We start from the raw sequence: 18,272 nt of genomic DNA, 5'->3' as shown, positions 1-18,272 counted from the left end.
GGCAGCGCGTTCTCGCTGCTGCCGGCGCAAAACGCCAGCGGCAACTGGATCAAGGTGGTGCAGCGGGTGCCGGTGCGCATCGCGCTCGATCCGCGAGAGCTGCGCGACCATCCGCTGCGCATCGGCCTGTCGACCACCGTCAACGTCGACATCCGCGACACCGGCGGCCCCATGCTGGGCGCGACCATGCCGGCGGCGGCCGTCTACACCACCACGGCGCTGGCGCAGCCGCTGGCGCAGGCCGGCGGCGCGGCCGACGCCATCATCGCGCGCAATCTGGCGAAATAAAAACGGCGCCGCGACGGAAATATCTGGGCCGAAGCGATGGCGCGCCATCCGGCGGCGTCATCGCTGCGGCGGATTTGCGTGGGGCTCAGCCCAGCCGCGCGGCCAGTTCCGCCACGCGCTTGCCGAGCAGGCGCGCCGTTTCCAGGTCGCCGGCGCGCGGCGCTTCCTCGGGCGAGGCGTCGGCCGGCGAGATCGCCAGCGCGCCGCCGTAGCCGGCGGTCCAGTTGACGTCGGCCGGACCGCTGGCCTTGGTGTTGGCGGGCATCAGGCCGGTGCCGACCCAGATCTGGCCGTGCTGTTGCGACAGCGTCCAGAAATACTGGATGGTGGAGAATTTGTCGCCGTTAACCGAGGCCGAATTGGTGAAGCCGGCCGCCACCTTGTTTTTCCACGCCTGGCTGAACCAGGGCTTGGACGAGACGTCGCCGAATTTCTTGAATTGCCAGGCCGGCCCGCCCATATAGGTGGGGCTGCCGTAGATGATGGCGGCGGCGGCGCTGATTTCCTCCATCGCCGTTTCCGGCAAGTCGCCGTTCTGGTCGATGCGATAGGACGTCACCTGCGAGCCGTCCACCGACGCGGCGCCCGCGTGCACGGCCTCGGCTTGTTTGGCGGTGTGGCCGTAGCCGCTGAAATAAACGATGGCGATCTTGGTCATAATGCTCTCTTCAAAGTGGATGACATGGTCGGCGGTGCTGCGCGGCACCTGCTAGGCGCGCGGCCGGCGCTCAGCTGTCTGGCGCGGCCGGCTGTCAGATAATGGAATTCAAGCTTGGCAAAGTCAATCGAATTACGACGGGCGGCGGCGGTTCGGGCGGGGTTCGGGCGGCGGAAGGAGGTTCAGGCGGTGTTCAGCGCGGCGTCGAGCTGGGCGATGGCCTGGCGCGCCTGCGCGATCACGCGTTCGGCGATGCGCTGGCGCATGCCCTGCACGCGGCCGGCGGCCTCCGCTTCGAGCATGATGGGCGCCAGCTGCTGCTGCGCCGACAGGTGGAAGCCGGCGGCGACCTGGTCGAGCTGGGCGTTGAACGACAGTTCGGCCGCGCGCAACTGCTTGCGCAATTCCGCCTCGAAGGCGGCGCGCTTGTCGCGGATTTCGGAGCGCTTGCGCTTGCCGCTGTCGCTGAACCACTTGAACACGCCGGCCAGCAGCACGGCGCCGCCGACGAAGGGCGCCACGGGCGCGAGCGCCGGCAAGATGACGGCCGCGCCGAACAGGTAGGCGGCCGTGCCGGTGCCGGCCGCCGCCACGGCGCTGCCCATCAGCGTGACGTTGGCGGCCGTCTCGACCTTGTTGGCCAGGCGCGTGCCGATGCGCAGGCGCGGCATCAGCTTGGTCAGCGTGGCGCGGTGCTGACGCTGGAACACGGACGCCTCGCCCAGCCGCATGGCGGCCTGGAACAGTTTCAAATCTTCCTGCAACAGTTGCAGCGCCTCCTCCTTGCGGCGGATGACGCGGTCGAGCCGGCGTTCCATCTCGATGCCGAACTGGTTGCGGCCTATGCTGGACCAGACTTCCTCGTCCTTCCAGCGGTCGGTGTCGAGGCGGTCGGTGATGGCCAGTTCGATGGCGTTGCCGGCGTCGTGGACGGCGTCGTCGATTTCCTCGATCAGCAGGCCGCGCTCGTAGGCGATGCGGGCGTCGATCAGCGTCAGCCGCTGCTGCACCTGCTGCTTGAGCTCCTGGGCGGCGCCGGCCAGCGCGGCGGTGCTGACCTCGCATGGCAGCAGCGTGCGGGCCTGTTCCTGATAATGGGCGATGTCGCGGTTGAGGGTGTCGGTGGCGCCGCGCACCAGCAGTTGCAGCTGGACCCGGTCGATCAGGCCGCACTGGAACTGGCGCGCCGTCTCGACCAGCTCGGGCAGGCCGATGGTGCGGCCGAAGTCGGCGACCGTGTCGGCCAGCGTGCGCCCCTTAACCAGCTTGCGCGCCGTCTCGCCCAGGTTGGCCAGCAGGCCGCGCTGCTCGTCGTCGGGCAGGCGGCTCATCAGCTCGGACGGCGGTTTGACGTTGAGCGACTTGGCCAGCCGCTGCGCCAGCGCGCGCGCCTGCGCGCCTTGCAGCGCCAGCAGCGGCAGCGCCATCGCAAAGGCCGAGTCGCGCGCGGGCTGGTCGGCGTGGCTCTTGGCCAGGCCGTTGAGCGCCCAGTCGATGTTGACGCCCGATTCGATGGCGTTGAGCACCAGCGCCGTGAACACGGCCGAGGCCTTGCCGTCGCCGGCGATGTCGGTCAGCGCGGCGAACTGCGCCAGCGTGACGGCGCCGTCGGTGGCGGCCAGCGCGCCGACCGCGCGCGCGTAGGCGGAGCCGAAACTGTGGTCGGACGATAAATGTTCATCGAGCGTGCGCACGCTGACCGCATGCTGGCGCGCTGCGTCGGGGTGCAGGACTGCGGGGGTGTCATCAAGGCCGTTCACGACTGCTCCAGTACGCGACGAAATCACTGGCCATATTCTAACTGAAACGGCGCGGCGAGCGCCGCCCTGGACCGTATCAGCGCGCGTGGACGATCAGGGCGACGACGGTGGACGTGATGCCCATCTGGCTGATGCTTAGTATCGTCAGCCATTTAATCACGTCATATTTAAAATCGGACATTTCTTTTTTAAAGTCAGTAAGCTGCTTTTCAAGCAGCAAGTCGAACTTCTTTTCAATGTGAGCGATCCGCGTATTTAACTCAACGCGCAGCGCAGTAATCTCATTCATCAACCGTCCCTCGGTTTGAGCAAGATTGTGCTCGGACTGGGAGAAGCGCGCATTGACGCCGTCAAAAAGAAGGCCGCCGCGCTGTTCCGATGCATCCAGATCCGCTTTGGACACGGCATGGGATTCAAGCACGTCGGCCAATGCCAGCGCGTGGATGCTGGCCTGCTCTTTCGGCACGCCGGCCGATTCGAGATTGCTGGCGTAGATCAGGGAGTTGAACTTGCTGGGACTCATGGCGATTCTCTACACAAGGGCTATCGAGACACCACAGTTTACGCCGATTCCGCGCCGGTACAAGCGCGTACCTTTGAGCCAGCGCAATGCGCGTTCGCTACAACGGCGGCTCGGTCGACAGCACCAGCGTTTCCTTGATTTCCTCCATCACGACATAGCTTTTCGACTGCGCCGCGCCGGGCAGTTGCAGCAGCATGTCGCCGAGCAGCTTGCGGTATTCGGCCATTTCGTGGATGCGGGCCTTGATGAGGTAATCGAAATCGCCCGACACCAGGTGGCATTCCTGCACCTCCGGTATGCGCAGCACCTCGCGCCGGAACTGCTCGAACGCGGAGGCCGATTTCTGGTTCAGCGTGATCTCGACAAACACCAGCAGCTTGGCCCCCAGCGCCGTCGGATCGATGCGCGCGTGGTAGCCGGTGATGACGCCGTCACGCTCCATGCGCTTGACGCGTTCGATGGCCGGCGTGATCGACAAACCGACCTGCTCGCTCAAGTCCTTCATCGAGATGCGGCCGTCGTCTTGCAATATCCGTAATATCTTTCGGTCAAGCTTGTCCAGCCCGCGGACCGATTCTTTCTGTATGCGCATGATTTTTTACTGAAATTTCCTATTTTTACGGTAACAAACACTAGTGAAATCAAAATATCATAGTGTTATATCTGGCACAAGCCCGGCATTCCTATTCCCTTTTCTATTCCAACAGCCTACACAAGCGGAGCAACCATGCGCGTAGTCATCCTCGGCAGCGGCGTCATCGGCGTCACCAGCGCCTATTATCTGGCCCTGGCCGGCCACGACGTCACCGTCATCGACCGCCAGCCCGGCCCCGCGCTGGAAACCAGCTACGCCAACGCCGGCCAGATTTCGCCCGGCTACGCCTCGCCGTGGGCCGCGCCCGGCATCCCGCTCAAGGCCGTCAAGTGGATGATGCAGCGCCACGCGCCGCTGTCGATCACGCCCGACGGCACCCTGTTCCAGCTGAAATGGATGTGGCAGATGCTGCAAAACTGCACCCCCGAGCGCTACGCCGTCAACAAGGAGCGCATGGTGCGCCTGGCCGAGTACAGCCGCGACTGCTTCAAGGCGCTGCGCGCCGCCACCGGCATTGCCTACGAAGGCCGCCAGCAAGGCACGACGCAGTTGTTCCGCACCCAGCAGCAGCTCGACGACGCGGCCAAGGATATCGACGTGCTGCGCGAGACCGGCGTGCCGTTCGAGCTGCTCGGCCGCGACCAGCTGGTGCAGGCCGAGCCCGGCCTGGCCGCGTCCCGGGACAAGCTGGTCGGCGGCCTGCGCCTGCCCAACGACGAGACCGGCGACTGCCAGCTGTTCACCACCCGCCTGAGCGCCATGGCCGTCGAGCTGGGCGTCAAGTTCCGCTACAACGTCGACATCGGCGGCCTGGCCGTCGAAGGCGACGCCGTCAAGGGTGTGCGGTGCGGCGCCGAACTGGTCCAGGCCGACAGCTACGTGGTCGCGCTCGGCGCCTATTCGACGCCGCTGCTCAAGCACCTGGTCGACATCCCCGTCTATCCGCTCAAGGGTTATTCGATCACGGTGCCCATCGTCGACGCCGCCAGGGCGCCGGTGTCGACCATCCTCGACGAGACTTATAAAATCGCCGTGACCCGCTTCGACGACCGCATCCGCGTCGGCGGCATGGCGGAAATCGCCGGCTACGACAAACAGCTCAACCCGCGCCGCCGCGCCACGCTGGAAATGGTGGTCAACGACCTGTTCCCCGGCGCCGGCGACAGCGCCGCCGCCAGCTTCTGGACCGGCCTGCGGCCGATGACGCCGGACGGCACGCCCATCGTCGGCCGCACCGCCCTGAGCAACCTCTATCTCAACACCGGCCACGGCACGCTGGGCTGGACCATGTCCTGCGGCTCGGCCCAGCTACTGTCGGACCTCATCTCGGCGCGCCGCCCGGCGATCCTGGCCGACGACCTGTCGGTGGCCCGCTACGACAAGGCCGGCGCGGCGCCGCAGCCGCAACTGGCCAGCGCCCGATCCTGAGCCAGCGCCCAAGCCTGAGCGCGATCCCGATCCGGCCGGCGCCGAACTCGGTTCCCATCCCGATCTGTCGCGCAGGCGGGCAGTTTCACGCGCCCGAACGGCGCCGGGACCACCGCCTGCGTTATAATTTTCTTCATGAATAAACTGGAAGCTTTCGGGCACGTCGCTGCCCTCGCCATCCGCGGCGAACTGGTCTTCCCGACCAGCGTCAATGCGGCCCTGCGCGTACAACTGGCGCTGGACAATCCCGACTGTCCGATGGACGAGGCGATCCGCCTGGTGCTGGCCGAGCCGGTGCTGGCCGCGCGCACGGTCGCCATCGCCAACTCGGCCATGTTCAACCGCAGCGGCTCGGCGGCGATCACCAATGTGCGCGGCGCCATCACCCGTATCGGTTACCACAACCTGTTCGCGCTGGCCGCGGCCATGGTAGTGCGCCAGTTCGGCAGCAAGATCAGCGACCCGGCCGTGCGCGCCAAGGCCGAGCAACTGTGGGACCACACCATCCACGTCGCCGCGCTGGCGCGCATCATCGCGCGCGAAGTCACCCACATCAACCCGGACACGGCGCTGTTCGCCGCCATCGTCCACGAGGTCGGCGGCTTTTATCTGCTGTCGCGCGCCGACGAATTCCCCGGCCTGCTCGAAGAAGACCCCGACAACTGGCAGCCGGCCAGCGAGGAAATCATCACGCGCGAAGTGCTGACCCAGCTCAGCATCCCGGAAGCGGTGGCCAGCGCCATCGAAGCGCTGCGCGACGGCTTCCTGTCCATCCCGCCCGACAATCTGCTCGACACGCTGCTGCTGGCCAACCAGCTGTCGCCCGTGCTGTCGCCGCTGGCGCCGGCGCCGCGCGAGCGCCTGCCCCACGCCGACTCGGTGCTCGACCTGTTCATCGACCAGGACAGGCTGACCGAGATGCTGGCCGAATCGGCCATCGACGCCGACTCGATGCGGGCGGCCCTGCTGGTCTGAGCCCGGTGGCAGCGCGCGTCACAGGGGCGGCTTGACGCCCGTGTCGGCGTCCGCCTGCGCGGTCTGGCCCGGCGCCGGATCACGCGCGCCCGGCAGCTGGCCGAAACAGTGCGGCTGCACCTGCTCGCGCAACCACGTCACGGCCGTGCCCTCGTGCTGCCACAGCTGGCGCACCAGCGGCGGCAGCTGCTCGCCCAGCAGTATGCCCAGCAATCCCACCAGCGCGATGACCGGCGGCGCCGGCGAGCGCACCCCGAGCACGCCATAAATCAGGCCGACCAGCAAGCCGGCCGCCAGCGATACCAGATAAATCTTCATCACGTCACTCCCATCCATGTAAAGGTTGCGCGGCGACCGGCGCGATGCGGCAGAAGACCAGTCTAACCCTGCGCCCCGGCTTGCCTATCCCCTGATCCGGGCACGCCCTCCTCCCCCGTTCGAGGTGGCCAGGACTTCAATAATAGACGCTCTGATATCGAAAAACCCGCCGCTGCGGCCAGCGCGCAACACATTACAGACGCTTACAAATGCCTGTTACCGGATCGCCGGAAAATAGCCTATCTTTCCAAGAAGCAAGCATCCTTGTCGATCTCGACTTGACCTCGACCTCCGCTGCGACTCCGACCGCCGCCCGCCCGCACAGGACCCGCCATGACCCTACTCGAGATCCCCGATACCGCCACGCTCGCCACCGCCGCCACCGAGCCGCCACCGACCCAGGGCGGTAACGCCGCGCCGGCCGCCGGCATCGCCGCCGCTTTGCTGTTGAGCGCGTGCGGCGGCGGCGCCGACAGCGGCGCGCCGGCCGCCGCGACCACGGAAAAAGTGCTGGCCGAAACCGTCCGCGCCGACGCCGCCACCGCCGTCGCCGCGCCCATCACCGACGCCGCCGCTTCCCGCTTCCTGGCGCAGGCGGCGATGGGCGCCAGCCGGGCCCAGATCGCGCAGGTGCGCTCGCTAGGCTACGCCGGCTGGCTGGACGCCCAGTTCGCGCTGGCGGCGTCCGGCTCCCGCTGGGACTGGCTGGTCGGCAAAGGCTGGAACGCGGCCGCCGACAAGAACAGCGAAGCCGGCTTCGACGCCGCCACCTGGCGCAAGCTGATCGCCTCGCCCGACACGCTGCGCCAGCGCATCACGCTGGCCCTGTCCGAGATCGCCGTCGCCGCCATCGACGGCATGGTCGGCCTGGGCTGGCGCGCGTTCTCGGCGGCGGCCTACCTCGACCTGCTGGAAGCCAACGCCTTCGGCAACTACCGCACGCTGCTGGGCCAGATCTCGACCAGCGTGCCGATGGGCCAGTTCCTCACCTTCCGCGGCAACCTGAAGGCGAACCCCGGCACCGGCTCCCACCCGGACGAAAACTATGCCCGCGAGCTGATGCAGCTGTTCACCATCGGCCTGGTGCAGCTGAACCTGGACGGCACGCCCAAGCGGGTCAACGGCGCCACCGTCTACACCTACAGCCAGGACGACGTCAGCGGCCTGGCGCGCGTCTTCACCGGCTGGGACGTCGACCTGGCCGGCGGCACGGTGGCCACGCCGGACTTCGCGCGCCGGCCGATGAAGCAATATCCAACGCGGCACGAAACGGGCGCCTCGACCTTCCTCGGCGCCACGGTGGGCGCCGGCCTGGGCGGCGCCGACGCCATGAAGGCGGCGCTCGACATCATTTTCGACCACGCCAACGTCGGCCCCTTCATCAGCCGCCAGCTGATCCAGCGCCTCGTCACCAGCAACCCGAGCCCGGCCTACGTGACGCGCATCGCCACCGTCTTCAACAACGACGGCAAGGGCGTCAAGGGCAATCTGAAGGCCGTGGTCCGGGCCCTGCTGCTCGATCCCGAGGCACGGTTGGCGCCGCCGTCGGCCACCGCGGCCACTACGACCACCACGACGACGACCGCCGCCAGCTTCGGCAAGCAGCGCGAGCCGATGCTGCGCTTCGTCAACTGGGCGCGCGCCTACAACGCCAGCTCGGCCAGCGACGCCTGGGCCATCGGCAACACCTCCGACCCGGCCACGCGGCTGGGACAAAGCCCGCTGCGCTCGCCGTCCGTGTTCAACTTCTTCCGGCCCGGCTACGTGCCGCCCAACAGCGGCATCGCCGCCGCCGCGCTGGTGGCGCCGGAATTCCAGCTGACCGATGAATCGTCGGTGGTCGGCTACGTCAACTATATGCAGCACGCGGTCGCCAGCGGCGTCGGCGACGTGCTGCCCGACTATTCCAGCCTGATCCCGCTGGCCGACGACGCCGCCGCGCTGCTCACGGAAATCAACACCGTGCTGGCGGCCGGCCAGATCGGCGCCGCCACCCAGACGCTGATGCTGGGCGCGCTCAACGCCATGCCGCACGCCAGCGCCGCCGCCCGCCTGAACCGCATCCACGCCGCGCTGACGCTGGTGCTGGCCGCGCCCGAATTCATCGTGCTGAAATAAGGAACCGCCATGACCCGCTCTTTTTCGGTGAACGCCTCGCGCCGCGCCTTTCTGCAACGGGCCTCGGCCCTGTCGGTGGCCGGCGTCGCCGCACCGTTGGCGCTGAACCTGGCCGCCATGGCCGAGGCGTCGGCCGCCAACGCGACCGATTACAAGGCCATCGTCTGCGTCTTCCTGTACGGCGGCAACGACTACGGCAACACGCTGATCCCCTACGACAGCGCCAGCTACAACGCCTACTACAATCTGCGCCCGACGCTGGGCTACAGCCGCAGCAGCCTGGGCGGCACGGTGCTGGTGCCGGCCACGGCGCCGCTCGACGCCGGCGGCTTTGCCCGCCAGTACGCGATGGCGCCGGAACTGGCGCCGCTGCTGCCCATCTTCAACGCCGGCAAGATGGGAGTGATGCTCAACATCGGCACGCTGGTGCAGCCGACCACCAAGCTGCAATACACGAACAATTCGGTGCCGCTGCCGCCCAAGCTGTTCTCGCACAACGACCAGCAGTCGGTGTGGCAGTCGTCGGCGCCGGAGGGCGCGGCGTCGGGCTGGGGCGGACGCATGGGCGACCTGTTCGAGTCCGGCAACGGCAACGCCACCTTCAGCTGCGTCAACGTGTCCGGCAACGCCGTGTTTTTATCCGGAAAAACGGCGGTGCAATACCAGATCTCCGAGACCGGTAGCGTACCATTCTCGGCCCTGCAAAAGCCGCTGTTCGGTTCCAGCGCGGCCAGCACCGTACTGCAAACGCTGGTCACGCAGCCGCGCACCCACTTGCTGGAGGCGGAATACACGCGCGTGACGAAACGGTCGATCGACGCCAACGGCACGCTGACGGCGGCGCTGGCGGCCGGGCCGAAAATCAACACGCCCTTCCCCGAAAAAAACGACCTTGGCAACCAATTGAAAATGGTGGCGCAGATGATCGCCAGCGCCGCCGCCATCGGCGCCAAGCGCCAGGTATTTTTCGTCTCGATGGGCGGCTTCGACACGCACGACGGCCTCGACACGGTCCATCCCGGCCTTCTGACCGGCGTGGCCGACGCCGTCTCGGCCTTCTACAAGGCCACCGTCGAACTGGGCGTGGCCAACAACGTGACCACCTTCACCGCCTCCGACTTCGGCCGCACGCTGACGGTCAACAGCGACGGCTCCGATCACGGCTGGGGCAGCATGCACTTCGTCGTCGGCGGCGCCGTCAAGGGCCAGACCTTTTACGGCGTGCCGCCGGCCGTGGCCAACAACGGCCCGGACGACGTCGGCCAGGGCCGGCTGCTGCCGACCACCTCGGTCGACCAGTACGCGGCCACGCTGGGCAAGTGGATGGGCGCGTCGGACACGGACCTGCTGAGCCTGCTACCCAACCTGTCGAACTACGACATCGCCAAGCGCAACCTGGGCTTCGTGTAATTCGGTGCTGGCGCCGCGCTTCAGACTTTGCGCAGCGAGCACACGGTGTCGAACCACGACTGCATGCCCACCAGCGGCTGCGGATTGATGGGCAGGATGGCGTTGATGTTGACGCCATTTCCGCGCCCGCCGTTTTTCTTGTCCCACCAGACGCCGGCGATCAAATCATCCTCCGCCGGCACCGGCCGGAACGCCAGCGCCGCCGACGGCGCGATGCCCCGCGCCGCCACTTCCACCCGGCGGCCGTTGCGGCCCTCGCTGGCGCGCCCGCCGCTGATCCATCCCAGCGAATTGGACACCGCCAGCACGCGCGGGTGGATGGCGCCGGTGACGAACACGCGCAGCTGCGCCGTGCCTATCTTCTCGCCCGTTCCGCGATACGCCAGTTCGTCGGCCTTGCCGTCGGCGCCGGACCGCGGGCGGTAAGTGGTCAGCTCGACCAGGTCGCCCGTTTTGACGCCCAGCTTTTTCGCCACCGACGTGTGGATCCACATCGGATTGTCATGCACGATCTCCGACAGATATTTTTGCGACGCCGTGCGCCCCTGCGTGTGCACATTCCATTTGAAGCTGGTGAGGATGTAGCGCTCCGGCGGCAGGCCGCGATGCGAGGGGATCTGGCGGAAGGTCGGCATGCCGTCGTCCTCGATGCCCACCTTGGCCGCCACCTGCGTCACTTCCGGCGCATGGATTTCAAACTTGCGCGACGGCGTGGCGAAGCCGCGCACCACCGCCGCCCCGACCTGCAGGCCGACCGGCTGCCGCTTGCCTTTCGCATCGGCCCGCGTCGCCACGCCGGTCCGCGCATCGACGCTGACGCCGGCCAGCTGCTGCTCGCTCAAAGGCTGGCGATAAATCTCGTAGGGCTTGGGCTGCGAACGGTCCACATGCACGCCGTAGTGCTTCATGTAGTCGAAGCCGTCCTTGAAGCGCGTGCCGTCCGGCCCCACCGCCGGCAGCTTGGAGCACTGGATGCGGACGAAATCCTCGTGCGTGCCGAACTGGAAATACCTGGCCTGTTCGGGAGCGAGGCGGCGCCCGATCTCGAACAGCGAATCGGCGAAGCTGACCGCCTGTCCCGGCGGCGGCACCATGGGCTGGCGCAGCGTGACGTAGTGCTGCAATTCCAGGTTGTTGCGGATGTCCAGGCCCCAGCGTTCGAGGAAGGTGGCATCGGGCAGGATCAGGTCCGAGTAGTGCGCCATCTCGGAGTAGATGATGTCCGAGCAGGCGTGGAAGGGAATCAGCTTTTCGTCCTTGAGCACGTCGACCGTGTTGGAACGGCCCTCCGGCCACGTCATCGGCGCCGCCAGCGTATAGCTCAGATAAACGTCGAGGCGCGCCCTGCCCTCGCGCAGGAAGTCATATACCACCTGGCCTACCTTCATTTTCTGCCAGCGGTTGGCGAGCGGCCATTCCGGCGGATCTTCGAGGTCGGTGCGGATGGTCGGCGCCGGCGGCGCCGGCTGCGGCAGCGGATAGCGGCTGGTCGACAGCTTCTCATCGAGGCCGTAGCAATAGCCGCCCGGCTTGGCGATGGAGCCGATCAGCGCATTGAGCATGACCACCGAGCGCTCGGCGTTGAAACCGTTGAAGTGGGCGCCGGTGCCGCGGTTGGTGAACGCCACCGCCGCCGGCCGCTGCGCCGCGAACTCGCGCGCCAGCCGTTCGATGTCGGCGGCCGCGATGCCCGACAGCTGGGCGCCCCACGCCGGCGTGCAGTCGGCCAGCCAGAGGCGGATCTGATCCAGGCCGGGCTGCACGAACTGGCTGACGAAGTCGTGGTCGACCAGATCGTCGCGCACGATCACGTGGGCCATCGCCAGCGCGAGCGCGCCTTCGGTGCCGGGAAACGGCTGGTGCCATTCGTCGCTGCGGCCGGCCGTATTCGACATGCGCACGTCGAACGTCACCAGCTTGGCGCCGTGGTCGAAGCGGGCCTTGACCATGCGGCTGACCAGGTGCAGGCCGCCCTGGTGCGCCTCGTAAAAATTGGCGCCGAAGTTGAGGAAGTATTTGCAGCGCTCGGCGTCTATCGACTCCCAGTCCGTCTCGCCCAGCGACACATAATTGGCGGCGCGCTTGTTCGATGAGCACAGCGCGCGGTGGTTCAGCTGCACCGGCGTGCCGATGGCGCTGAGGAAGCGGTTGATCTCGGCGTCGATGCGCGAACGGCCCTGGTGCAGCGCCACGCGTTCCGGGTGGCCGGCGGCGATGCTGGCGCGGATGCGGGCCGCGACGTCGTCGTAGGCCTCGTCCCAGCTGACGCGCTTCCACAGCCCCTCGCCGCGCGCGCCGACCCGCTTCAACGGGAACAGCAGCCGCTCCGGATAATCGTTGATGGTCGGCGCCGACTGGCCCTTGGCGCAGGTCATGTGACTGCCCATGTTGGGATCGAGCGGATTGCCGCGTATCTTGATGACTTTACCGTCCAGTACAAAGCCCTCGATGCCGCACACGGTCGAACAGTTCAGGCACACGCTGGTCACGCGCGTGGCGCGGCGGTAGTCGGTTTTGATTTTGCGCCTGGTGCCGTCCGGGAGCGCGCTGTACGACATCGCGCTGGCCGTCGACGGATGCAGCGATATCAGCTCGCCCAGGCCGAGGCCCGCCATCGAGCCGATGCCGCTCTTGATGAATGATCTGCGATCCATGCGGCGCTCCTCAGCTCTTTTTGGCGGGTTTGAGCGCCTTGGCCGGCGCGGCCGATGGCGCGAAGCGCGCCTTCAGTTCGGCCCAGGTGTCGATCTCGTAGGAGTGCGGATCGTGGCTGTGGCCTTTCGGGATCTTGTGCTCCATCGCGCGCGGCACCACGCCACCGAGGCCGCGATACTGCACCAGCGGCCGGGTATGTTCTTCCGGCTTCAGCACCGACAACTGCTTGCGGTGCTTTTCGTGGAAGGCGCTGATGCGGCTGGACGGATCGTTCAAGTCGCCGAACGCGAAGACGTCGGCCGGACACACTTCGACGCAGGCCGGCTCCATGTCGGCCGCCAGCCTGTGCGAACAGAAGTCGCACTTGTCGGCGATCTGCGATATCGGATCGATATGCAGCGCGCCGTAGGGACAGGCCTTGATGCAGTCGCGGCTGCGGTCGCACTCCGATTCGATGATGCGGACGATGCCATCGGCGCCGCGCTCGATGGCGCCGTTGGGACAGGCGTCCAGGCAGGGCGCGTCCTCGCACTGCATGCACAGTGTCGGCAGGAAGGCCCGCTTCATCGTCGGCTGCTGGTTATAGGGATTGGTCGCCGCGTAATCGTAGTAATAAACCTTGGTGCGGAAGTGGCCGAGCGAGACCGAGTTCTCGACCTTGCACGCCACCGAGCACGCGTGGCAGCCGATGCAGCGCTCCAGGTCCAGCGCCATGCCCCATTTGGGACCGGTGTTATTTGTACTGTCCATCAGGTCAGCGTCCTTTTGATTGGAACGGATTACGAATTGTGAGCTGGCGCTCGATCACTTGGCCGTGCCGCAGGTCTTCCGGATACAGCGTCGTGCAACCGGCCAGCAAGGCCGCGGCGACGATCAACGCGGCCATTGGCATCGACGCGGTCGAATTTGAAGTCGGCGTTCAGATCGAGCGCTTCGACCACGCTGGCCGGCAAACGCACAGCCAGACTGTTTCCCCATTTGGCAACCGCATGATCACTCCCGGATCCACATTGCGATATGTATATCTTACAGCGGTTTTCCACTTGCTTAACGGAAAACGATTCACGATGAAAATGTCCGATATGTTGGGAAACCTAAGCTGTTTTTCTTTTGAATGCCTGGGAGTACAGTTCGTCTCAGTCGCAGAAATATGTTCCTTCATATTTTTAAACCCTGAACTTACCTCTTACGGAGAAACACCATGTCCAAGCTGATGTCTGCAATCAAAGTCGGTCCTTACGAAATCTCGCACCGCGTGGTGCTCGCTCCTTTGACCCGTATGCGCGCTGAAGAAGGCGCCATCCCAGGCCCGCTGATGGCCAAATACTACGCCCAGCGCACCTCCAAGGGTGGCTTCCTGATCGGCGAGGCGACCATCGCCGCCGAAAACGGCAACGGCTACCTGGGCGCCCCCGGCCTGTTCAACGACAGCCAGATCGCCGGCTGGAAGCTGGTCACCGACGCCGTGCACGCCAAAGGCGGCAAGATCTTCCTGCAGCTGTACCATGCAGGCCGCCAGTCGAACAAGGACGTGCAGCCAGCCGGCAGCATCCCGGTCGGCCCATCGGAAGTCCTGCACGGCGGCGTCGCTTACACCACCGAAGGCTGGGTAGCGAACACGCCTAACCGCGCGCTGACCATCGCCGAAATCGAAGGCCTGGTCGAGAGCTTCCGCGCAGCGGCCAAACGCGGCGTCGCCGCCGGCTTCGACGGCGTTGAAATCCACGGCGCCAACGGCTACCTGTTCGACCAGTTCCTGCAAGACGGCTCGAACAAGCGCACCGACATCTACGGCGGTTCGTTTGAAAACCGTGCCCGCTTCCTGCTCGACGTCACCAAGGCCGTCATCTCGGTCTGGGGCAGCGACAAGGTCGCCGTGCGCGTCGGCCCAAGCGGCAACTGGGGCGACATGTCGGACTCCAATCCGGAAGGCCTGTTCACCTACGTCGCCCAGCAACTGGCGCCACTGAACCTGGCTTACCTGCACTTGATCGAGCCTCGCATCGCCGGCAACATCGAAGATGAAACCAAGGACCAGGCACCGGTCGCTTCGCAGCTGATCCGCAAGCACTACAAAGGCCTCATCATCGCCGCCGGCGGTTTCAACGGCGACAGCGCCGAAGCCATCCTGAACGCCGGCGACGCCGACCTGGTCGCCTTCGGCCGCCACTTCATCGCCAACCCGGATCTGCCTGAGCGCCTGCGCAACAAGCAGCCACTGAACGACTACGATCGTCCTAGCTTCTTCGGCGGCACCGACGTCGGCTACACCGACTATCCGACCTACAGCGAAGCCAAAGCCGCTTAATTAGTCATTTAATTAGCGCCCGCAAAACGCCAACTTCGGTTGGCGTTTTTTTTCGTCCATCCGGCGCACAATGGCGCTTTGCTTTAAGATGCAGGCCGCCGCACGATGAACGCGGCGCATGACGATATCTTCCACCGTTTCACAGGTAGCAGCGTGGCCCCACTACAGCAGGGATTTCTTCTGACGCGACACTGGCGCGACACGGCCGCCGGCACGGAAGTGGACTTCTGGCTGGCGACCGACGACGGCCCGCGCCACCTGCGCCTGCCGCCGCAGCCGTCGCTGGCCTTCATCCCGGCCGAGCAGCGCGAGCGGGCCGAGGCCGTGCTGCGCGGCGAAGCGGGCGCCGAACTGCGGCCGCTGGCGCTGAGCGATTTCCACCACCGGCCCGTGCTCGGCCTGTACTGCCGCCAGCAGCGCCAGTTGAAAAAACTCGAGAAGCTGCTGCGCGAACAAGGCGTCGACGTCTACGAAGCCGACATCCGCCCGCCCGAGCGCTACCTGATGGAGCGCTTCATCACGGCGCCGGTGTCGTACAGCGGCGTCGCCAACGCCGGCGGCCCGCTGCTGGCCAGCGCGCTGAAACCGGCGCCGGGCTATCGTCCGACCTTGAAACTGGTCTCGCTCGACATCGAAACCACGGCCCACGGCGACCTGTATTCGGTCGCGCTGGAAGGCTGCGGCCAGCGCCAGGTCTATATGCTCGGCCCGCGCAACGGCGACGACGCGGCCCACGCGGCGCTGGACTTCGAGCTCGAATATTGCGACAGCCGCGCGCAGATACTGGAACGGCTCAACGCCTGGATGGCGCGCCACGATCCCGACGCCATCATCGGCTGGAATCTGGTGCAGTTCGATCTGCGCGTGCTGCGCGACCATGCCGAGCGCCTGCAGGTGCCGCTGCGCTTCGGCCGCGACGGCAGCGCGATGGAGTGGCGCGAGCATGGCGGCAAGCAGGAACACTATTTCGCGGCCGCCGCCGGGCGCCTGATTATCGACGGCATCGAGGCGCTGAAATCGGCGACCTGGAGTTTTCCCTCGTTCAGCCTGGAGCATGTGTCGCAGGCGCTGCTCGGCGAGGGCAAGTCCATCGACAATCCCTACGACCGCATGGCCGAAATCGACCGCCGCTTCGCCGAGGACAAGCCGGCCCTGGCGCGCTACAACCTGAAGGACTGCGAACTGGTCACGCGCATCTTCGCCAAGACCGAGCTGCTGACGTTTTTGCTGGAACGCGCCAGCGTCACCGGACTGGCGGCCGACCGCAGCGGCGGTTCGGTGGCCGCCTTCGAACACCTGTACATGCCGATGATGCACCGCCAGGGTTATGTGGCGCCCAACCTGGGCGACATCGTCGGCGAAAACAGTCCCGGCGGCTACGTGATGGATTCGCGCTCCGGCCTGTACGACTCGGTGCTGGTGCTCGATTATAAAAGCCTGTACCCGTCCATCATCCGCACCTTCCTGATCGATCCGGTGGGACTGGTGGTCGGCACGCGCGACGGTGATGAGGGAGAAGGTGGCGCTGGCGCCGATGGCAAGGCGACCGTGCCCGGTTTTCGCGGCGGACGTTTTTCGCGCGAGCAGCACTGCCTGCCGGCCATCGTGCGGCAGGTATCGCAGGGCCGCGAAGTGGCCAAGCGCGAGCACAACCAGCCGCTGTCGCAGGCGCTGAAGATCATCATGAACGCCTTTTACGGCGTGCTGGGATCGAACGGCTGCCGCTTCTTCGATCCGCGCCTGGCGTCGTCGATCACGCTGCGCGGCCAGGAAATCATGCACCGCACGCGCGAGCTGATCGAGTCGCAGGGCTATCAGGTGATCTACGGCGACACCGATTCCACCTTCGTCTGGCTCCGGCACGCGCACTCGGAACAGCAGGCCGGCGAGATCGGCCGCGCGCTGGTCGGCCACGTCAACGCGTGGTGGACGGCGCAGCTGCGGGCCGAATTCGACCTCGACAGCGCGCTCGAACTGCAATATGAAACGCACTACCGGCGCTTCCTGATGCCGACCATACGGGGCTCCGAGCTGGGCAGCAAGAAGCGCTACGCCGGCCTGGTGACGCGGCCGGACGGCCGCGAGCAGATGGTCTACAAGGGTCTGGAAACGGTGCGCAGCGACTGGACGCCGCTGGCCCAGCAATTCCAGCAAGCGCTGTATGAACGCATCTTCAAGGGCCAGGCTTACCAGGATTATGTGCGCGATTACGTGCGCCGCACGGCCGCCGGCGAATTCGACGATTTGCTGGTCTACCGCAAGCGCCTGCGCCGTCCGCTGGAAGACTACGTGCGCAACGTGCCGCCCCATGTGCGGGCGGCGCGCATCGCCGACGACTACAACCGCCAGCAAGGGCGGCCGCTGCAATATCAGAACGGCGGCTGGATACGCTACGTCATCACGACGGCCGGCCCGGAACCGCTGGAAATCCGCCGCTCGCCGATCGACTACGAACATTATCTGACGCGCCAGCTGCTGCCGGTGGCCGACGCCATCCTGCCCTTCCTGGGCGACGACTTCAGCGCCCTGACCAGCCGCCAGCAAACGCTGTTTTAAGCTAGGCCTTCAGCCTTTTGCTTATTGGCTTATTGCTCCACCGCCGCCACCAGCTTGGCCAGGCGCTCGTCGAGCGTGCGGCCGACGGCGTCGATCTGCGGGCTGTGGAACTGGCTCAGCTGGGTCGACGGCTGGTCGTACTCGATGCTCGATCCGCCCTGGGCGTTTTCGTACAGCACGATGCGCAGCGGCGCGTACAGGCCGGAGGCATAGTTCACGCTGGTCATCTCCACGGCGGACAATATATTACCGATAAAGTATTCGGTCACCGGCTTGACCTGACCGCCTTTCATAATCAGCCATTCGCCGTGCGTACCGGTATAGTGCCAGACCAGGCCATCGCTGCCGGCCACCTTTTCCAGGGCCGCGCGCAGTTCATCGTGCTTGCCTTCCCGGGCCAGCTGACGGATGTGCTCGTCCAGCTTGCCGAGGCGCGCTTCCAGCTCGCGCTTGACGGCGGCATACGGTTTCGGCGACGACACCGTCACGTGCGCGACCGTCATCGTCGTTTGCGACACGGTCAGCTCGGCCGCGCCGGCGGACCCGGCCGCCGGCAACCCGAGCAGGGCCAGCAAGGCAATGGCCGATGCGGACACGGCGGCAGCGGTAGGGGCCGAACGGCGCTGCGATGAAATGGCGAAAGATGACATGGTGGGCTCCTGATGAAGTGGGGGATGTAG

14 protein-coding genes and 3 pseudogenes are annotated in these 18,272 nt (G+C 66.2%); 7 read left to right on the top strand and 10 right to left on the bottom strand.

Annotated elements, in window-relative coordinates:
* Nucleotides 1–288: pseudogene (locus Q0S71_RS08480) on the top strand (EmrA/EmrK family multidrug efflux transporter periplasmic adaptor subunit); the annotation flags it as partial.
* 85 nt (nucleotides 289–373) lie between these two features.
* Here Q0S71_RS08480 and Q0S71_RS08475 read toward each other — a convergent pair.
* The 4 genes from Q0S71_RS08475 to Q0S71_RS08460 form a co-directional block, all read right to left on the bottom strand.
* Nucleotides 374–946: a flavodoxin family protein gene (locus Q0S71_RS08475; RefSeq protein WP_295993943.1), complete on the bottom strand. Its 573-nt coding sequence runs from the start codon at nucleotides 944–946 to the stop codon at nucleotides 374–376.
* A gap of 182 nt (nucleotides 947–1,128) precedes the next feature.
* Nucleotides 1,129–2,706: a hypothetical protein gene (locus Q0S71_RS08470; protein WP_295993942.1), complete on the bottom strand. Its 1,578-nt coding sequence runs from the start codon at nucleotides 2,704–2,706 to the stop codon at nucleotides 1,129–1,131.
* Between the two features lie 76 nt (nucleotides 2,707–2,782).
* On the bottom strand, nucleotides 2,783–3,229 hold the full coding sequence (locus Q0S71_RS08465; RefSeq protein ID WP_295993941.1) for a hypothetical protein: 447 nt from the start codon (nucleotides 3,227–3,229) through the stop codon (nucleotides 2,783–2,785).
* Between the two features lie 97 nt (nucleotides 3,230–3,326).
* Nucleotides 3,327–3,821, bottom strand: a complete 495-nt coding sequence (locus tag Q0S71_RS08460) for an Lrp/AsnC ligand binding domain-containing protein (protein ID WP_295993940.1) — start codon at nucleotides 3,819–3,821, stop codon at nucleotides 3,327–3,329.
* Between the two features lie 135 nt (nucleotides 3,822–3,956).
* On the opposite strand from Q0S71_RS08460, the gene Q0S71_RS08455 reads away from it, so the two are divergent.
* Both Q0S71_RS08455 and Q0S71_RS08450 read left to right on the top strand, forming a co-directional pair.
* Nucleotides 3,957–5,252 carry a D-amino acid dehydrogenase gene (locus Q0S71_RS08455; protein ID WP_295993939.1) on the top strand — a complete coding sequence of 432 codons (1,296 nt, stop codon included), beginning with the start codon at nucleotides 3,957–3,959 and terminating at the stop codon, nucleotides 5,250–5,252.
* Nucleotides 5,253–5,387: 135 nt separating this feature from the next.
* Nucleotides 5,388–6,227 (top strand): HDOD domain-containing protein, encoded by an 840-nt coding sequence (locus tag Q0S71_RS08450; protein WP_295993938.1) that lies wholly within the window; start codon nucleotides 5,388–5,390, stop codon nucleotides 6,225–6,227.
* A gap of 18 nt (nucleotides 6,228–6,245) precedes the next feature.
* On the opposite strand, the gene Q0S71_RS08445 is transcribed toward Q0S71_RS08450, so the two are convergent.
* On the bottom strand, nucleotides 6,246–6,545 hold the full coding sequence (locus tag Q0S71_RS08445) for a DUF1427 family protein (protein WP_295993937.1): 300 nt from the start codon (nucleotides 6,543–6,545) through the stop codon (nucleotides 6,246–6,248).
* 333 nt (nucleotides 6,546–6,878) lie between these two features.
* Here Q0S71_RS08445 and Q0S71_RS08440 point away from each other — a divergent pair, with 333 nt between their 5' ends.
* Complete coding sequence (locus Q0S71_RS08440; RefSeq protein WP_295993936.1) at nucleotides 6,879–8,663, top strand: DUF1800 domain-containing protein; 1,785 nt, start codon at nucleotides 6,879–6,881, stop codon at nucleotides 8,661–8,663.
* A 9-nt stretch (nucleotides 8,664–8,672) separates the two neighbouring features.
* Nucleotides 8,673–10,073, top strand: a complete 1,401-nt coding sequence (locus tag Q0S71_RS08435) for a DUF1501 domain-containing protein (RefSeq protein ID WP_295993935.1) — start codon at nucleotides 8,673–8,675, stop codon at nucleotides 10,071–10,073.
* Nucleotides 10,074–10,093: 20 nt separating this feature from the next.
* On the opposite strand, the gene Q0S71_RS08430 is transcribed toward Q0S71_RS08435, so the two are convergent.
* The 4 genes and pseudogenes from Q0S71_RS08430 to Q0S71_RS08415 form a co-directional block, all read right to left on the bottom strand.
* Complete coding sequence (locus Q0S71_RS08430) at nucleotides 10,094–12,727, bottom strand: molybdopterin-dependent oxidoreductase (RefSeq protein ID WP_295993934.1); 2,634 nt, start codon at nucleotides 12,725–12,727, stop codon at nucleotides 10,094–10,096.
* Nucleotides 12,728–12,737: 10 nt separating this feature from the next.
* Nucleotides 12,738–13,478 carry a 4Fe-4S dicluster domain-containing protein gene (locus Q0S71_RS08425; RefSeq protein ID WP_295993933.1) on the bottom strand — a complete coding sequence of 247 codons (741 nt, stop codon included), beginning with the start codon at nucleotides 13,476–13,478 and terminating at the stop codon, nucleotides 12,738–12,740.
* A 4-nt stretch (nucleotides 13,479–13,482) separates the two neighbouring features.
* Nucleotides 13,483–13,608 (bottom strand): annotated as a pseudogene (locus tag Q0S71_RS08420) (VapC toxin family PIN domain ribonuclease); the annotation flags it as partial.
* A gap of 40 nt (nucleotides 13,609–13,648) precedes the next feature.
* A pseudogene (locus Q0S71_RS08415) lies at nucleotides 13,649–13,771 on the bottom strand (AbrB/MazE/SpoVT family DNA-binding domain-containing protein); the annotation flags it as partial.
* A 158-nt stretch (nucleotides 13,772–13,929) separates the two neighbouring features.
* On the opposite strand from Q0S71_RS08415, the gene Q0S71_RS08410 reads away from it, so the two are divergent.
* Together Q0S71_RS08410 and Q0S71_RS08405 are read left to right on the top strand one after the other, a co-directional pair.
* Nucleotides 13,930–15,036, top strand: a complete 1,107-nt coding sequence (locus tag Q0S71_RS08410; protein ID WP_295993932.1) for an alkene reductase — start codon at nucleotides 13,930–13,932, stop codon at nucleotides 15,034–15,036.
* A 105-nt stretch (nucleotides 15,037–15,141) separates the two neighbouring features.
* On the top strand, nucleotides 15,142–17,592 hold the full coding sequence (locus tag Q0S71_RS08405) for a DNA polymerase II (RefSeq protein ID WP_295993931.1): 2,451 nt from the start codon (nucleotides 15,142–15,144) through the stop codon (nucleotides 17,590–17,592).
* A gap of 29 nt (nucleotides 17,593–17,621) precedes the next feature.
* Here Q0S71_RS08405 and Q0S71_RS08400 read toward each other — a convergent pair whose 3' ends face one another.
* Nucleotides 17,622–18,242 (bottom strand): DUF302 domain-containing protein, encoded by a 621-nt coding sequence (locus tag Q0S71_RS08400; protein WP_295993930.1) that lies wholly within the window; start codon nucleotides 18,240–18,242, stop codon nucleotides 17,622–17,624.
* Between the last annotated feature and the right edge of the window lie 30 nt (nucleotides 18,243–18,272).

This window comes from Rugamonas sp., assembly GCF_025354735.1.
GTDB lineage: Bacteria > Pseudomonadota > Gammaproteobacteria > Burkholderiales > Burkholderiaceae_D > Rugamonas.
The sequence above is the reverse complement of the archived record's forward strand: the minus strand, read 5'-3'. Positions and strand labels throughout refer to the sequence as shown.

What these genes read in the sequence shown, in the direction of transcription:
- Q0S71_RS08475 (WP_295993943.1), bottom strand. Translation starts at nt 946, where the DNA reads ATGACCAAGATCGCCATCGTTTATTTCAGCGGCTACGGCCACACCGCC.
- Q0S71_RS08465 (WP_295993941.1), bottom strand. Translation starts at nt 3,229, where the DNA reads ATGAGTCCCAGCAAGTTCAACTCCCTGATCTACGCCAGCAATCTCGAA.
- Q0S71_RS08460 (WP_295993940.1), bottom strand. Translation starts at nt 3,821, where the DNA reads ATGCGCATACAGAAAGAATCGGTCCGCGGGCTGGACAAGCTTGACCGA.
- Q0S71_RS08455 (WP_295993939.1), top strand. Translation starts at nt 3,957, where the DNA reads ATGCGCGTAGTCATCCTCGGCAGCGGCGTCATCGGCGTCACCAGCGCC.
- Q0S71_RS08450 (WP_295993938.1), top strand. Translation starts at nt 5,388, where the DNA reads ATGAATAAACTGGAAGCTTTCGGGCACGTCGCTGCCCTCGCCATCCGC.
- Q0S71_RS08445 (WP_295993937.1), bottom strand. Translation starts at nt 6,545, where the DNA reads ATGAAGATTTATCTGGTATCGCTGGCGGCCGGCTTGCTGGTCGGCCTG.
- Q0S71_RS08440 (WP_295993936.1), top strand. Translation starts at nt 6,879, where the DNA reads ATGACCCTACTCGAGATCCCCGATACCGCCACGCTCGCCACCGCCGCC.
- Q0S71_RS08435 (WP_295993935.1), top strand. Translation starts at nt 8,673, where the DNA reads ATGACCCGCTCTTTTTCGGTGAACGCCTCGCGCCGCGCCTTTCTGCAA.
- Q0S71_RS08430 (WP_295993934.1), bottom strand. Translation starts at nt 12,727, where the DNA reads ATGGATCGCAGATCATTCATCAAGAGCGGCATCGGCTCGATGGCGGGC.
- Q0S71_RS08425 (WP_295993933.1), bottom strand. Translation starts at nt 13,478, where the DNA reads ATGGACAGTACAAATAACACCGGTCCCAAATGGGGCATGGCGCTGGAC.
- Q0S71_RS08410 (WP_295993932.1), top strand. Translation starts at nt 13,930, where the DNA reads ATGTCCAAGCTGATGTCTGCAATCAAAGTCGGTCCTTACGAAATCTCG.
- Q0S71_RS08405 (WP_295993931.1), top strand. Translation starts at nt 15,142, where the DNA reads ATGAACGCGGCGCATGACGATATCTTCCACCGTTTCACAGGTAGCAGC.
- Q0S71_RS08400 (WP_295993930.1), bottom strand. Translation starts at nt 18,242, where the DNA reads ATGTCATCTTTCGCCATTTCATCGCAGCGCCGTTCGGCCCCTACCGCT.